The sequence below is a fragment of the Pseudomonas sp. FW215-R2 genome, from assembly GCF_058789255.1.
This window is the reverse complement of the sequence record NZ_JBYTBO010000007.1, coordinates 214,510-230,176: the sequence shown is the minus strand read 5'-3', so window position 1 is coordinate 230,176 and position 15,667 is coordinate 214,510. Positions and strand designations below refer to the sequence as shown.

Below are 15,667 nucleotides of genomic sequence, written 5' to 3'. Positions count from 1 at the left end.
AAGGATTCCTTGTGGTTGTTCGATTCAGGGCAATCAGTACTGACGGGCCTTGGCCAGTCGTTCGTTCAGGGTTTTGGCCGCCGCTTCGGTACGGGCGCTGGTGGAGACTTGCGCCACGCCGACCCGCCACCACGACAGGTAACCGTGAATCATGGTCTTGGGCAGAACCTTGATGTCGATCAGGGTCGAGACCGTCTGCAAGCGCGCATCGGCCAGCGCCGCCCGCAGCTCTTCAACGGTGTTCACCTTGTAAGTCTTGCAGCCGTAGGCCGCCGCGCTCATGGCGAAATTCACCGGCACGAAAGCGCCGTCGAGCTGGCCGGTCTGCGGGTTGCGGAAACGGAACTCGGTGGCAAAGCTGTCCATGCCGTTGCCCATCTGCAGGTTGTTGATGCAGCCGAAGGTCATGTTGTCGAACAGCACCACGTTGATCTTGCGCCGCTCCTGGATCGAGGTGACCAGCTCCGAGTGCAGCATCATGTAGGAGCCGTCGCCCACCAGCGCATAGACCTCGCGCTCAGGCTCGGCGAGCTTCACGCCCAGCGCAGCATTCACCTCATAGCCCATGCACGAATATCCGTACTCGACGTGATAGGTGTTCACCCCCTTGCTGCGCCAGCTGCGTTGCAAGTCGCCGGGCAGGCTGCCGGCGGCGGCGACGATGACCGCGTCATCGGCGAGGGTTTCATTGAGCACGCCGAGCACGCGACTCTGGGTCAGACAGGAGCCGGTCAGCTCAATGAATTCGCGCAACACCGCCGAATCGAGGTGGTCGTTGATTTCCGGGAGGAAATCCCGGGCCTGATAGTCGATCTGATAAAGGCGATCCACCTCCTTGTCCAGTTGCGCCCTGGCCTGACGGGGTTCATCGCCCCAGCCGGAACGGTAGTCGCCCAGCGCTTCAGCCAGCGCCGACAAACCTGTTCGGGCGTCCGCCAGCAGTTGCACACCATCGAGTTTCAGGGCATCGCACGGGCTGATATTGAGGTTGAGAAACTGCACGTCAGGGTGCTGGAACAAGGATTTCGACGCGGTGGTGAAATCGCTGTAGCGGGTGCCAACACCGATGATCAGATCCGCCTCTTTGGCCAGCAGATTCGCCGCCAGGCAACCGGTTTCGCCAATGCCGCCGACGTTCAGCGGATGGCCGGAAACCACCGCACTCTTGCCGGCCTGGGTTTCAGCGAAAGGAATATCGAAACGCTCGGCAAACGCCTGCAACGCCGCGTTGGCGCCGGAATATTTGACGCCGCCACCACAGATGATCAACGGTTTGCGCTTGCCTTTGAACAGCGCCACGGCATCGCCGAGCATCGCTTCAGTGGCCGGACGACGCTCGATGCGGTGCACGCGTTTTTGCAGGAAGTAATCGGGATAATCGTAGGCTTCGGCCTGCACATCCTGCGGCAGGGCCAGGGTCACGGCACCGGTTTCGGCGGGGTCGGTGAGCACGCGCATGGCGTGGATCGCAGCGCTCATCAATTGCTCGGGGCGGTTGATGCGATCCCAGTATTTGCTCACGGACTTGAACGCATCGTTGGTGCTGATACTCAGGTCGTGGAACTGCTCGATCTGTTGCAACACCGGGTCCGGTTGACGACAGGCATAGACATCACCCGGCAACAGCAGCAAGGGAATCCGGTTGGCGGTCGCGGTGGCGGCAGCAGTCAGCATGTTCGCCGCACCCGGCCCCACGGACGAGGTGCAGGCGTAGATCTTGCGTCGCAGGTGCTGCTTGGCAAAACCGATCGCCGCATGGGCCATGCCTTGTTCGTTGCGGCCCTGATGGACGATCAGGTCACCGCTGTCCTGCTCCAGCGCCTGCCCCAGACCCAGCACGTTGCCGTGGCCGAAAATGGTAAAGATCCCGGCGACGAACTTGCTCTGAACGCCATCGACCTCGATGTACTGGTTGTCGAGGAATTTCACCAGGGCCTGAGCCATGGTCAGTCTTGTTGTGGTCATAACCGCACCTTTCAAATTCAGATCCGCCCCCCCTGCGAGGGGCACTGTCAACTCAGGGAGTTGCTCAGGTGGTCCATGCTCGCGCCAATCGCCGTCTGGATATCCGCCAGGCCATGGACGCTGTCGGCGAATGGTTCAAACGACAGGTAGCCGCTGTAGCCCCCAGCGAGCAGGCTGTTGATTTGTGCCGCGTTGCCGAGAATGTCGTCCGCCCCCACCAGCACCCGGTGACCATCGCAAAGGGTCGCCAGCGGCGCCTCGGTTTCCTCGACACCGGAGATGTGCACCAGCCCTGTCAGCTCAGGGAAAAACTCCTGCTCACCGGCCAAATGGTGATGAAAGGTGTCGTGCACCAGACGGAATACATCCAGCCCGCCGACCGCCTTGATCGCCTCCACCGCCGTGCGTTTGCGGCGCAGCGAGCAGGCTTTGAAACCCAGTGGCTCGATGAATCCCAGCAGGCCGTGATCGCGCAGGATCGGCGCCAGCTCACTCAATGCGGTGCGCAGGCCCGACGCACGTTCGGCGACGCTGCGCGGATCGGCGCGATCGTTCAACGGGCACATCACCAGCCCCCGCGCACCACAATCGCGGGCATAGGCAGCCAGCTTCAAGGCCTGCGCGCGGCGCTCGTCATTCCACACATCAAACGGATACAGCGCGTTGATCGACAGCACGCTGATGCCATGGGCCGCGCACAACTCACGCACGTGTTCGGGTGCGGTGCCGTCATCGATCTCGACGCCTTTGAGGTCGTTGCGGATCTCGATGGCGTCAGCCTTGAGGGTCACCGCCAATTCGATGAACGCCGGCAGGGATAAACGTGGAGCGACCATTCGGTTCAGGGCAAAACGCAGGGGAGTACTCATTCTTGTTGTTCTCCGCGCAGGTGAATTATTTGGCCGTCGGCATGCTGAATTCCGGGCCCTTGGCAATGCTGTCGGGCCAGCGCTGCATCACGCTTTTGTAGCGACTGTAAAAACGAATGCCTTCTTCCCCGTAGGCATGGTGATCGCCGAACAGCGAGCGCTTCCAGCCACCGAACGAATGCCAGGCCATGGGCACCGGAATGGGCACGTTGATGCCGACCATGCCGACCTTGATGGTGCGGGCGAAGGCACGGGCTATCCCGCCATCGCTGGTGAAGCACGACACGCCGTTGCCGAATTCATGGGCGTTGATCAGCGCCACGGCACTGGCGAAGTCCGGCACGCGGACGATGCCCAGCACCGGCCCGAAGATTTCCTGCTGATAGATGCTCATGTCGGTGGTGACGTGATCGAACAGCGTCGCCCCGACGAAAAAGCCCGCCTCGGCCCCCGGCACCTTGAAGTGGCGGCCATCGACAATCAGCTGCGCGCCCTGGGCCACGCCCTGATCGATAAAGCCTTCAACCCTGGCCTTGTGTTCGGCGGTGACCAGCGGGCCCATGTCGTTGTCGCCTTGCAGACCGTTGCCGACTTTCAACTGATCGATGCGCGGCAACAGTTTGGCAATCAGTTGATCGCCGACTTCGCCGACCGCAACCGCAATTGAAATTGCCATGCAGCGTTCACCGGCCGATCCGTAAGCGGCGCCGATCAAGGCATCCGCCGCTTGATCCAGATCCGCGTCGGGCATGACGATCATGTGATTCTTCGCGCCGCCCAGCGCCTGCACCCGCTTGCCGCGCGCGGTTGCCTGCTGGTGGATGTACTCGGCAATCGGCGTCGAACCGACAAACGAAATCGCCTCGATGTCCGGGTGCTGCAGCAAGGCGTCGACCGCCGCCCTGTCGCCCTGGACCACGTTGAACACACCGTCCGGCAAACCGGCTTCGGTCAACAGGCGAGCCATCAGCAAACTGGCGGACGGATCGCGCTCGGACGGTTTGAGGATGAAGCAGTTGCCGGTGACCAGCGCCAGCGGAATCATCCACAGCGGCACCATCACCGGGAAGTTGAACGGCGTGACTCCGGCGCAGACGCCGAGCGGCTGACGCAGGTTCCAGTTGTCGATGCCGCCGCCGATGTTGTCGCTGAACTCGGTCTTCAACAGGTTCGGTGCACCGCAGGCGTACTCGACGATTTCAATGCCTCGTGTGACTTCGCCCTTGGCGTCGGAAAAGACCTTGCCGTGTTCGCGACTGATGATTTCGGCCAGTTCGTCGTGATGACGATCGAGCAATTCCTTGAACTTGAACATCACCCGCGAACGGCGCAGGGACGATTGCTCGGACCAGGCCGGGAATGCCTTGAGCGCCGATGCGACGGCAGCGTCCACGGTCTTCTGGCTGGCCAACCCGACCCGCGCCTGAACGCCGCCGGTGGCCGGATTGAAGACATCGCTGAATCGTTCGCTACCGCTGTCCTGCACCTGACCGTCGATGTAGTGGCCTATGACCGGGGCGTCGCTCATTGTTCTTGTTCTCCGTGCGAAAGTTGGAATTCAGAGATCCAGCAGCCAGCTGTGCTGCGGGTCGTTATGGAACTGCCAGACGCGTTTCGGCCCTGCCATCACGTTCAGGTAATAAGATTCGTAGCCATACGGCACGCTGACCGGGTGATAGCCCTTGGGCACGACCACCAGATCGCTGTTTTCCACGGCCATGGCTTGATCGATGCTGCGGTCGTCGGTGTAGACCCGCTGGAACACGAAGCCTTGGGGCGGGTTGATCTGGTGGTAGTAGGTTTCTTCTAGAAAGCTCTGGTGTGGCAGGTCGTCGGTGTCGTGCTTGTGCGGCGGGTAGCTCGACGAGTGCCCGGATGGCGTGCGCACTTCCACCACCAGCAGCGAATGAGCCGGCTCGCTGTCCGGCAGGATGTCGCAGACATAGCGGGTATTGGCGCTCTTGCCCCGCACGCTGCGCTTCATGGTTTCAGGCCTGATCAGGCGCGGACCGAGACCCATGGTGGTCGAACCGGGAGCCGCGCAAACCGCCACTTGCGCATCACTCAATGCCACCACCTGCGCCTGACTGCCGGGTGGCAAGTACGCGGCGAACGGGGATTTGTCTTCGAACACCGACTGGCGATCACCGAGGTTGTCCCAGTTGAAGGTCCCCAGCCCCAGTGCCTCGCCGTGGATGCCGACCCGACCGCTGAGCAACACCAGGCACAGCTCCTTGTCGCCCGCCGCGACAGGCAAGGTTTCACCCAGGCTCAACCGGTAGGCGGCGAAACCGACGTATTGCAACTCACCTTCAGCCAGCTCGACCATGGTCCGGCCACGGGCATTGCTTTTGACCAGCAGGCTCATCGTGCAGCCCTCTCGTCGAGCAGCGCGCGCAAGGTGTCGAAGCCTTTTTTCGCGTAGACGTAACTCGGCGCCACTGCCGGATCCTGCTCGGCTTCGACCACCAGCCAGCCGTGGTAATCGGCCGCCAGCAGCACGTCCAGCAGTTCGGCGAAGTCGATGTCGCCATCCCCCGGCACGGTGAACGTGCCGTTGATGATGCAGTCGGGGAAGCTCCACAGATTGTTACGCGCCAGTTGCACCACCGGTTTGCGCACGTCCTTGAAGTGCACGTGGCAGATGCGCGACAGGTGTTTGCGCAGCACCTGCAAGGGTTCACCGCCGCCCATGTAGCAATGGCCCGAATCGAACAGCAGCCCGACTTCACTGCCGGTCAGCGCCATCAGGGTGTCGATGTCCGACGGGGATTCGATGTAGGCGCCCATATGGTGGTGATACGCCAGACGCACGCCTTGGGACAGGGTGAAGCGTGCCAGTTCGGTCAGCTTGTCGGCGTACTGCTGCCACGCCTGTTCGGTGTGAAAACGCGGGCGCTCGACCAGCGGAATACGCTGGCCCTGAATGGAATCGGCGACTTCACCGTAAACCAGCACGTTCGCGCCGTTCTTCGCCAGCAACTCGACATGGCTGGCAATCGCGTCGATTTCCTCGGCGACCGAACGGCGCACCAGGCGACTGGAATACCAGCCGGACACTAGCGCCAGGTCATACGGGCGCAGCACGTCGCCAACGCCTTTGGCGTCCTTGGGAAACTTGCCGTTGAGTTCGAAGCCTTCATAACCGATGACCTTGCCTTCGCTGAGGGCGGTGCTCAGCGGTGTTTCACCACCGAGGGACGGCAGGTCGTCGTTGCTCCAGGAAATCGGGTTGATGCCAATTCGGATAGCGGGCATGGCTGCACCTTTTATTGTTATTTCTAGAGTGTTCAACTGCGGCTCAGGCCCGGGCCGTGCGCCAGGCATCGATCAGCTCGACGAAGGTTCCCTGTACCTGGCGGATCAGCGTCTCGTCGTCGATCTCCCCGGCCAGCCAGGCGCGGCTCGGCTCCTGAAAAATCGTCCGACCCACGGCGAACCCACGGCAAGTCTGGCTCTGACTGGCCTGTTGAAAGCCTTCGGCCAACGCTGATGCCGGGGCATTCAGGCCCAGCAGCACCACACCTCGGCAATAGGGATCGCGCGCCTGGATCAGTTCGTCGAGCTGTTGCCATTCCTCGGCGCTTTGCGCTTCGATCTTCCACCACGCCGGGTAGATGCCCAGGTTGTAGAGGCGTTTGAGCGCGCGATACAGCACGTCGGGATGCGGTGAGGGGTGATCCTTGGGCGGGATGATTTCCAGTAGCAGTTCATGACCACTGACTTGCGATGCCTGATACAGCGCCTTGATCTGCGCTTCCTGCTCCAGCCGCAGCATCGGCTCGTCGTCCGGGTGGAATTGCACCAGGCATTTGATGATTTGTTCTTGCGGCCAGGCGATCAGGTTGCTGCCGATCGAGCGCCCGTGTTCGAAGGCCAGCGGCCGCGAACCCTGCACTTCAACCGGACGCGCCACCCACCAGCCTCGACCGGTAGCGGCGTTCAGCGAGTCCTGGCCGAAACGCTGATCAGCCAGCAGCCCGACATCGGCTTCTATGCCCTGCTCGCGCAGATCGCTTTCGACCCGCTCCACGGCTTTGATGAACAGTTGCTTGAGTTCGCCGATGGCGCCGAGGTCGCGCCCCCCCTTCTGGGCCAGCTCCACCAGTTGCCCGCGATGGTCGAAGGCAAAGATGAACAGTTGCTTCCACTGTTTGCGCGGCACACTGACCTGATGCAGGCGTTGCAGGGTGACGTCCTGATCCGGCCGGGTAATCGGCACCGGGCTGCTGAACAGGTAATCGAGCTCGGCACGGGTTGGCATCGCCGGCGCGCAGGCATGGCGCGATACCACCAGACCACCGCAGGCATTGGCCAACTGGCAGCAACGCTCGTCGCTGGCGTCCTCCAGCCAGCCGCTGAGGAAACCCGACATGAACGCATCGCCGGCGCCCAGCACGTTCAGCACCTCGACCCGCACACCGGGATAAATCGCGCCGTCTTCAAGACGCACCGGAATCTCTCCGTGAATAACCGTACAACCTTGCGGACCGAGCTTGACCACCAGGGTCGCCGCGCTCAACCGTCGGACATTGCGCAGCGCGGTGAGCAAATCCTCTGAACCGCCGGCCATCAGAAACTCTTCTTCGGTCCCGACCACAAGGTCGAAGCGCGGGAGGATTTGCTGCACATGGTGAGTGACGTTCTGATCGGCAACGAAACGGGTTTCGCCGTCCGCCTTGCCAGCAAGCCCCCACAGAACCGGGCGATAGTCGATGTCCAGCACTCGTTTGACGTTGTGCTTTTCGGCGTAGTCCAGCGCCTGGATGCTCGCCTTGTAGACGCCGTCGGTGGAGAAATGGGTGCCGGTGATCAGCAAGGCCTTGCTGGAGGCGATAAAGGCTTCGCTGATGTCTTCGGCCCGCAGCGCCATGTCGGCGCAATTCTCACGGTAGAAGACCAGGGGAAAGGTTTCCCGATCCTTGAGACCGAGCAGCACCATCGCGGTCAGTCGCTCCGGATCGACCTTGATGCCGCTGACATCGCAACCTTCACGGGCCAGGGATTCGATCAGGAAACGCCCCATGTGATCGTCGCCGGTGCGGCTCAGCATCGCCGACCTGAGCCCCAGCCGGGCGGTGCCGAACGCGATGTTGGCGGAAGAGCCTCCGAGGTATTTGGCGAAGCTGCTCACATCCTCCAGCCGTGCCCCGACTTGCTGCGCATAGAGGTCGACGCCGAGGCGTCCGAGACAAATCAGATCCAATTGACGTCCACTGGCAAAACGAGTCTGGCCCATGCTGGCTCCTGTTATTTTTATCAGCCTGTACCCGGGGCGATGACGGCGCCGGACACTCTTGGTGGATGCAGACTAAAACGAGCCGGATCGAACAATCAATAAATATTCCAATTATTTTTCACGTGGAATATTTTTTCCAATAAACTCCAGTGCAAGCGCTCCAGACGCAGTGCATCGTTTCAGCAGGCATCCCGCTGGCGCAAGCCCAAGATTTTGTCCGGGCCTAGCCTGTAGACTGCGCACAGCCAACCTATTGTCCTGGGACGCGGTGAACCACCGTCGCTATAAGTACAAGCCAAGAACAAGCCAGAAGGATTATCTATGTCCCGCACCGATCAGCCGGCTACCGCCGAGAGCACGCCCGAGAGCGATCTTGCCAGCCCCCCGATCAATGCCGAGCGCCTGCTGCAGCTCATCACCCGCGAATACGAAAGCCTGCCGCGCCAGCTCAAACGCATCGCCAGTTACATGAGCCAGCAAAGCGATCGGATCATGGTCGACCGCATCAGCGACATCGCCCGCGAGTGCGAAGTGCACCCGTCAGCCATCGTGCGGTTTTCCCAGCGTTTCGGTTTTAGCGGTTTCAGTGAAATGCAGGCGCTGTTCCGCGAGGCGTACACCCACAAAGCCACGCCGGTGCAGAACTACCAACAGCGCATTCGCAGCATGATCGCCAACAAGTCGCAGAAAGCCAGCGGCGGCGATCTGGCCCGCGAATGCATCGACGCCACCCTGTCGGGCATCGAACGACTGGGGCAGGAACTCGATGACCAGGCCTTCGAGAAGGCCGTGGACCTGGTGGTCAATGCCGACAATATCTACGTGGTCGGCGTGCGCCGCTCGTTCGCGGTGGCCGACTATCTGGTCTACAACCTGCAACATACCAACAAGCGCATCCATCTGGTCTCGGGCCTCGGCGGCAGTTATCGCGAGCAGATGCGCAGCGTGCGCGCCAATGACCTGGTGATCGCCATCAGCTTCACGCCGTACGGCAAGGAAACCCAGCACTGCCTGCGCATTGCCCAGCACCATCAGGCGAAAACCCTGATCATCACTGACAGCAATCTCTCGCCATTGGCCAAGCGCGCCAACACTTTGCTGCTGGTCAATGAAGGTAGCTCGTTTGCGTTCCGCTCCTTGAGTGCGACCCTGTGCCTTTGCCAGGCGCTGTTTATCGCCGTGGCCTATCGACTGGAGTTGAAGGTGGATGAGATTCACGAGCAGGTCGGGTTCGAAGACTGACCGGAGAACCGACATTCCACCGAGCGCGGCAATTCAAAATATTAATTCCATTATTTGAAAGTAGTGAATTTTTATTCTATAAACAGGATCTCTGAAAACAAGAACTCAAAGGATCCTGTCATGCGTGAACTCGGAATCGGTCTTATCGGCACGGGTTTCATGGGGCGAGCACACGCCCTGGCCTTTCGCAACGTCAGTGCGGCATTCGAACTGCCCTTCACCCTTCGCCTGGCCGCCCTGGCTGACGCCGATCCCGCACGCGCACAAGCTTGCGCCACCGCCTGGGGCTTCGATCAGGCCCATGGCGATTGGCAGCGATTGATCGACGACCCCAAGGTCAACCTGATCGCAATCACTACACCCAATCACCTGCACTACCCGATGGCCATGGCCGCGCTTGCCGCTGGCAAACCGGTGTATTGCGAAAAGCCATTGGCGGTGAATCTTGAACAAGCTCATGCGATGCACGTGGCGGCGAAGCACGCCGGCGTCGTCACCCGGGTCGGCTACAACTACCAGCACAACCCGATCATCGGCCTGGCACGCGAGCTGATCCTGAGTGGCGAACTCGGCGAGATCATCAGCTTTCAAGGTGAATTCAGCGAAGATTTCATGGCCGATCCAGCCTCCCCCTGGTCGTGGCGCTGCGAACCCGAACATGCCGGTGGAGCCCTGGCGGATCTAGGCAGTCACCTGCTCGCCATGGCGCGCCACCTGCTGGGCGATGTCGAAGCGGTGTGCGCCGACTCTCAGACCGTCCATCGCCAGCGCCCGGCCACGCCCGGCAGCCAGGAACAACGCCGCATTGCGGTCGACGATCAGGCCCAAGCGCTGTTGCGCTTTGCCAGCGACGCGCGCGGCACTTTCAGCAGCAGTTGGCTCAAGCATGGCTACAAGAATCATCTGAGCTTCGAGATCAGCGGCACCCGAGGCACCTTGGCGTTCGATCAGGAGCGATTGAACGAGCTACGCCTGTGTCGCGCCGGCCAGGGCGGCTTCCAGCGTTTACTGGCCGGACCGGACTTGCCCGGCTACGCAGCATTCAGCCCGGCGCCGGGGCACCAGCTGGGTTACAACGAGCTGAAAACACTGGAAGTGCATGAACTGATCATGGCGTTGGCCGGGAATGGGCAAACGGGGACTGATTTCGAGGAGGCATTTGAAGTGGAGCGACTGGCGACAGCGATTCGGGTCGCGGCTGAGGAGCGGCGCTGGGTGTCTGTCAGTGAAATCACTGGCTAGTTTTGTGGGGGCACAAAAAAGCCGATCTGGCTGATCGGCTTGAGTGTCTGAATTTATTGAAGAGGAAACTGGGTCTCCCTACAAAAGTCACTGCGCATGAAAAAGCCCAACTCGCTAAAGTTGGGCTAAGTCATTGAATTATATGGTCGGGACGGAGTGATTCGAACACTCGACCCCTAGCACCCCATGCTAGTGCGCTACCGGACTGCGCTACGCCCCGACTAGGCGTGAAAACTGTTCCTCATGTCGAAGAACGCTCAAGAATATATCGCAAGCTTTTGAAAACTGGAAGTATTTAAAAGCAGGAAATTATTTCTTGAGAACCACCAAAACATCTTCGAGCTCGGCGATCATCTGGCGGATCATTTGCTTGTATTGGGTTGTGTCGTCTTTGGCCTCATCACCGGACAGTCGCAAACGTGCGCCGCCGATGGTGAACCCTTGATCGTAAAGGAGCGCGCGGATTTGCCGGATCATCAGCACATCCTGGCGCTGATAATACCGGCGGTTTCCGCGGCGTTTGACGGGGTTGAGCTGAGGAAACTCCTGCTCCCAGTAGCGCAGCACATGTGGTTTTACCGCACACAGCTCGCTGACTTCACCGATGGTGAAGTAGCGTTTGCCCGGGATGACGGGTAGTTCGTCGTTATGACTTGGTTCCAGCATAAGCCTCAACTCGGGCTTTCAACTTCTGCCCTGGACGAAAGGTGACCACACGGCGAGCCGTGATCGGGATTTCTTCCCCCGTTTTCGGGTTGCGGCCAGGCCGCTGGCGTTTGTCCCGAAGGTCGAAATTGCCGAAACCCGACAATTTGACCTGCTCGTTGTCTTCAAGAGCGTGCCTGATTTCCTCGAAAAACAGTTCTACCAATTCCTTGGCTTCCCGCTTGTTCAGGCCCAGCTCTTCATACAGACGTTCCGCCATCTCAGCTTTCGTCAAAGCCCCCATACGTCACTTCCTTAACGTGGCGTTCAACCTTTGTTCGAGCGAGGTGAGGATATTTTGCGTCGTCGAATTCACCTCATCGTCATTAAGAGTGCGCGATGGATGCTGCCAGGTCAAGCCGACTGCAAGGCTTTTTCTATCAGGATCAATACCTTTACCCTGATACACGTCAAATAGCCTGAGGTCTGTCAGCCATTCGCCTGCATTTTCACGGATTACGTCCAGTACAGCCGAGGCTGCAACGTCTTTGTGCGCAATCAGTGCAAGGTCACGACGCACTTCAGGAAAGCGCGACAACTCGTGGAATTTAGGCATTTTGCCGAGTGCCACTTCAGCCAGAACCAGCTCGAAAACGAAGACCGGACGGTCGAGACCGAGAGATTTCGACAGCTCAGGGTGAATCGCGCCGATAAAGCCGACTTCACGCCCTTCACGTTCAATGCGCGCGGTTTGACCCGGGTGCAGTGCCGGGTGCTTGCCCGGAGTGAAAGTGAACGAATCCAGCGCACCGGCAAAACCCAGCACCGCTTCCACGTCGGCCTTGACGTCGAAGAAGTCCACGGTATCGCGACCTTGCGCCCAGCCTTCCGGCAAACGGCTACCGCAGACAACACCAGCCAGCATCGGCTCTTGCTTCAGGCCTTCCAGCTGACCAACGAAGCGCAGACCGCTCTCGAACAGGCGAACGCGATCCTGCTGACGATTCAGGTTGTGCAGCAGCGCCTTGACCAGACCCGGCCACAGCGACGAACGCATCGCAGCCATGTCGTTGGAGATCGGGTTCGCCAACAGCAGTGGTTCAACACCTGGATTGAACAGCTCGAACTGTTTTGGATCGATGAAGCTGTAAGTGATCGCTTCCTGATACCCACGAGCGACCAGCAGACGACGCAGCTCAGGCAGATCGCTACGCGCCTCAGCCTTGGCTTGCGGCGCCAGACGAGCTTGCGGGTAACGAACCGGCAGACGGTTGTAACCGTACAGACGCGCCAGCTCTTCGATCAGATCGACTTCCAGGCTGATATCGAAGCGATGGCTTGGCACTTCTACGCGCCACTGCCCTGCTCCCTCGGCGGAAACTGTCAGACCCAAAGCGTTGAGCAGACGCTCGACTTCGGCCGAATCCATTTCCATGCCCAGCATCTGGGTGATGCGCTGAGCGCGCAGAGTGATCGGCGCGATCGACGGCAAGTGCTGCTCGCTGACGGTCTCGATGATCGGACCCGCTTCGCCACCGGTGATTTCCAGCAGCAGGCCAGTGGCGCGCTCCATGGCTTCACGGGCCAGTTGCCAGTCCACGCCACGCTCGTAGCGGTGCGAAGCATCAGTGTGCAGACCGTAAGAGCGAGCCTTGCCCGCCACAGCGATCTGATCGAAGAATGCACTTTCGAGGAACACGTCACGAGTGGTCGCGGACACGCCGCTGTGCTCGCCACCCATCACGCCGGCTATCGCCAGAGCGCGAGTGTGGTCGGCGATTACCAGCGTATCGCTACGCAGGCTGACTTCCTGACCGTCGAGCAATACCAGCTTCTCGCCTTCCTCAGCCATGCGCACACGAATGCCGCCGTTGATTTCAGCGAGGTCGAATGCGTGCAGCGGTTGACCCAGTTCAAGCATCACATAGTTGGTGATGTCGACCGCAGCGTCAATGCTACGCACTTCGGCGCGACGCAGACGCTCAACCATCCACAGCGGCGTAGGCTTGGACAGGTCAACGTTGCGGATGACACGGCCCAGGTAACGCGGGCAGGCAGCAGGTGCCAGGACTTCTACCGAACGCACTTCATCGTGCACGGCCGGAACGCTCATCACCACCGGGCGAGTAACCGGAGCGTCGTACAACGCACCGACTTCACGAGCCAGACCAGCCAGAGACAGACAGTCGCCACGGTTCGGGGTCAGGTCGACCTCGATGCTGGCGTCTTCCAGCTCCAGATAAACGCGGAAATCTTCGCCCACCGGCGCATCGGCCGGCAGCTCCATCAGACCGTCATTGCCTTCACCGACCTGCAGCTCGGTTTGCGAGCACAGCATGCCGTTGGACTCGACGCCGCGCAGCTTGGCTTTCTTGATCTTGAAATCGCCCGGCAGCTCGGCTCCGATCATGGCGAACGGAATCTTCAGGCCCGGACGCACGTTTGGCGCACCGCACACGACCTGGAAGGTTTCCGTGCCATTGCTGACTTGGCAAACACGCAGCTTGTCGGCGTCAGGGTGCTGCTCGGTACTCAGTACCTCGCCCACCACCACACCACTGAATGCACCGGCGGCCGGCGTAACGCTATCGACCTCAAGACCGGCCATCGACAGACGAGCAACCAGCTCGTCGCGATTTACCTGCGGGCTAACCCAGCCACGCAGCCATTGTTCACTGAATTTCATCCTGCTCTCCTAAGAATTCGTTACGACTAGCGAAATTGCGCGAGGAACCGCAAGTCGTTGTCGAAGAACAGACGCAAGTCGTTCACGCCGTAACGCAGCATGGCCAGACGCTCGACGCCCATGCCGAAGGCAAAGCCCGAGAACTCTTCCGGATCGATCCCGGACATGCGCAGCACATTCGGGTGAACCATGCCGCAGCCCATCACTTCCAGCCAGCCGGTCTGCTTGCAGACGCGGCAGCCTTTGCCGCTACACATCACGCATTCCATGTCGACTTCAGCGGATGGCTCGGTGAACGGGAAGTAGGAAGGACGGAAACGCACCGCCAGTTCTTTTTCGAAGAACACCCGCAGGAACTCTTCGATAGTCCCTTTCAGGTCGGCGAAATTGATGTCGCGATCGACCAGCAGGCCTTCGACCTGGTGGAACATCGGCGAGTGGGTGATATCGGAGTCGCTGCGATACACACGGCCTGGGCAGACGATGCGGATCGGCGGCTGTTGCGATTCCATGGTGCGGACCTGTACCGGCGAGGTATGGGTGCGCAACAGCATGTTCGCATTGAAATAGAAGGTGTCGTGCATCGACCGGGCCGGGTGATGGCCTGGGATGTTGAGCGCCTCGAAGTTGTGATAATCGTCTTCGACCTCAGGACCTTCGGCAATGCCGTAGCCGATGCGGGTGAAGAACTGTTCGATACGTTCCAGAGTCCGGGTTACCGGATGCAGACCACCGGAGGTCTGGCCACGGCCCGGCAGGGTTACGTCAATGGACTCGGCGGACAGTTTGGCAGCCAGTTCGGCTTCCTCAAACAGAGCCATGCGCGCATTGAGAACGCCTGTGACACGTTCCTTGGCAACGTTGATCAGGGCGCCGACTTGCGGACGCTCCTCTGCCGGCAAATTCCCCAGGGTCTTCATCACCTGAGTCAATTCACCCTTTTTGCCAAGGTATTGAACCCGGATTTGCTCCAGGGCATTGATATCTTCAGCGCTTTGCACAGCCTCTAGTGCTTGAGAGACCAGCGCATCCAGGTTTTCCATGTACAGACTCCAGATACAAAATAGGGGAAGAGCTTGAAGGCTCTTCCCCTATTTATGACGTTTACCACCTGACCCCACAGAGGTGAGGCCGGGTGACTGTCGGGGGTACTTAAGCCAAGGTGGCTTTAGCTTTCTCGACAATCGCGGCAAACACCGCTTTTTCGTTCACTGCCAGATCAGCCAGAACCTTACGGTCGATCTCGATGGACGCTTTTTTCAGGCCAGCGATGAAACGGCTGTAGGACAGACCGTTAACACGAGCACCAGCGTTGATACGAGCGATCCACAGAGCGCGGAACTGACGTTTTTTCTGACGACGGTCACGGTAGGCGTATTGGCCTGCCTTGATTACCGCTTGCTTGGCAACACGGAATACGCGCGAACGTGCACCGTAGTAGCCTTTAGCAAGTTTCAGAATTTTTTTGTGACGCTTACGGGCAATGACGCCACGCTTTACACGAGCCATGAGTTACTTCCTCTATTCTTGACTAAAATTAACGAAGGCGCAGCATGCGCTCGACTTTTGCCACGTCAGACGGATGCAGCAAGCTGCTACCGCGCAGTTGACGCTTACGCTTGGTCGACATTTTAGTCAGGATGTGGCTCTTGAAAGCGTGCTTGTGCTTGATACCGTTAGCAGTTTTCAGAAACCGCTTAGCAGCACCACTTTTCGTTTTCATCTTTGGCATGTTCGGATACTCCGCATTCAGTTGATAAACATAATCAGAAGGCCTGC

14 protein-coding genes and 1 tRNA gene are annotated in these 15,667 nt (G+C 59.8%); 2 read left to right on the top strand and 13 right to left on the bottom strand.

Annotation, left to right across the window (positions count from 1 at the left end):
• Positions 1–33: 33 nt before the first annotated feature.
• Genes iolD through AC3WRD_RS12565 form a run of 6 tightly spaced genes read right to left on the bottom strand, consistent with a single transcriptional unit; the run spans position 34 to position 8,073 of the window.
• Positions 34–1,965, bottom strand: coding sequence for a 3D-(3,5/4)-trihydroxycyclohexane-1,2-dione acylhydrolase (decyclizing) (gene iolD, locus AC3WRD_RS12590; RefSeq protein ID WP_102621560.1), 1,932 nt, complete (start codon positions 1,963–1,965; stop codon positions 34–36).
• Positions 1,966–2,012: 47 nt separating this feature from the next.
• Positions 2,013–2,834: a TIM barrel protein gene (locus tag AC3WRD_RS12585; protein WP_102621559.1), complete on the bottom strand. Its 822-nt coding sequence runs from the start codon at positions 2,832–2,834 to the stop codon at positions 2,013–2,015.
• A 25-nt stretch (positions 2,835–2,859) separates the two neighbouring features.
• Positions 2,860–4,362: a CoA-acylating methylmalonate-semialdehyde dehydrogenase gene (locus AC3WRD_RS12580; protein ID WP_102621558.1), complete on the bottom strand. Its 1,503-nt coding sequence runs from the start codon at positions 4,360–4,362 to the stop codon at positions 2,860–2,862.
• 30 nt (positions 4,363–4,392) lie between these two features.
• Positions 4,393–5,202: a 5-deoxy-glucuronate isomerase gene (gene iolB / locus AC3WRD_RS12575; protein ID WP_102621557.1), complete on the bottom strand. Its 810-nt coding sequence runs from the start codon at positions 5,200–5,202 to the stop codon at positions 4,393–4,395.
• A complete protein-coding gene (iolE, locus tag AC3WRD_RS12570) occupies positions 5,199–6,092 on the bottom strand; it encodes a myo-inosose-2 dehydratase (RefSeq protein ID WP_102621556.1) in 894 nt (297 codons plus the stop codon). Before iolE ends, iolB begins: the two co-directional genes overlap by 4 nt.
• 43 nt (positions 6,093–6,135) lie before the next feature.
• Complete coding sequence (locus AC3WRD_RS12565) at positions 6,136–8,073, bottom strand: bifunctional 5-dehydro-2-deoxygluconokinase/5-dehydro-2-deoxyphosphogluconate aldolase (RefSeq protein ID WP_102621555.1); 1,938 nt, start codon at positions 8,071–8,073, stop codon at positions 6,136–6,138.
• Between the two features lie 321 nt (positions 8,074–8,394).
• Here AC3WRD_RS12565 and AC3WRD_RS12560 point away from each other — a divergent pair, with 321 nt between their 5' ends.
• Positions 8,395–9,315 carry a MurR/RpiR family transcriptional regulator gene (locus AC3WRD_RS12560; RefSeq protein ID WP_102621554.1) on the top strand — a complete coding sequence of 307 codons (921 nt, stop codon included), beginning with the start codon at positions 8,395–8,397 and terminating at the stop codon, positions 9,313–9,315.
• Positions 9,316–9,435: 120 nt separating this feature from the next.
• Entirely contained in the window at positions 9,436–10,557 is a 1,122-nt protein-coding gene (locus AC3WRD_RS12555) for a Gfo/Idh/MocA family protein (RefSeq protein ID WP_102621553.1), read from the top strand.
• A 143-nt stretch (positions 10,558–10,700) separates the two neighbouring features.
• Here AC3WRD_RS12555 and AC3WRD_RS12550 read toward each other — a convergent pair.
• The 7 genes from AC3WRD_RS12550 to rpmI form a co-directional block, all read right to left on the bottom strand.
• Positions 10,701–10,777: transfer RNA gene (locus AC3WRD_RS12550), tRNA-Pro, on the bottom strand.
• Positions 10,778–10,866: 89 nt separating this feature from the next.
• Positions 10,867–11,223 carry a MerR family transcriptional regulator gene (locus AC3WRD_RS12545; protein WP_003179985.1) on the bottom strand — a complete coding sequence of 119 codons (357 nt, stop codon included), beginning with the start codon at positions 11,221–11,223 and terminating at the stop codon, positions 10,867–10,869.
• Positions 11,204–11,506: an integration host factor subunit alpha gene (gene ihfA, locus AC3WRD_RS12540; RefSeq protein ID WP_002553164.1), complete on the bottom strand. Its 303-nt coding sequence runs from the start codon at positions 11,504–11,506 to the stop codon at positions 11,204–11,206. The genes AC3WRD_RS12545 and ihfA overlap by 20 nt, the downstream gene beginning before the upstream one ends.
• Before the next feature lie 3 nt (positions 11,507–11,509).
• Positions 11,510–13,888 carry a phenylalanine--tRNA ligase subunit beta gene (gene pheT / locus AC3WRD_RS12535; RefSeq protein WP_102621552.1) on the bottom strand — a complete coding sequence of 793 codons (2,379 nt, stop codon included), beginning with the start codon at positions 13,886–13,888 and terminating at the stop codon, positions 11,510–11,512.
• A gap of 26 nt (positions 13,889–13,914) precedes the next feature.
• On the bottom strand, positions 13,915–14,931 hold the full coding sequence (gene pheS / locus AC3WRD_RS12530; RefSeq protein WP_085712031.1) for a phenylalanine--tRNA ligase subunit alpha: 1,017 nt from the start codon (positions 14,929–14,931) through the stop codon (positions 13,915–13,917).
• Between the two features lie 109 nt (positions 14,932–15,040).
• Positions 15,041–15,397: a 50S ribosomal protein L20 gene (gene rplT / locus AC3WRD_RS12525; RefSeq protein WP_007913489.1), complete on the bottom strand. Its 357-nt coding sequence runs from the start codon at positions 15,395–15,397 to the stop codon at positions 15,041–15,043.
• 28 nt (positions 15,398–15,425) lie between these two features.
• Positions 15,426–15,620: a 50S ribosomal protein L35 gene (gene rpmI, locus AC3WRD_RS12520; protein ID WP_002553160.1), complete on the bottom strand. Its 195-nt coding sequence runs from the start codon at positions 15,618–15,620 to the stop codon at positions 15,426–15,428.
• Positions 15,621–15,667 lie beyond the last annotated feature (47 nt).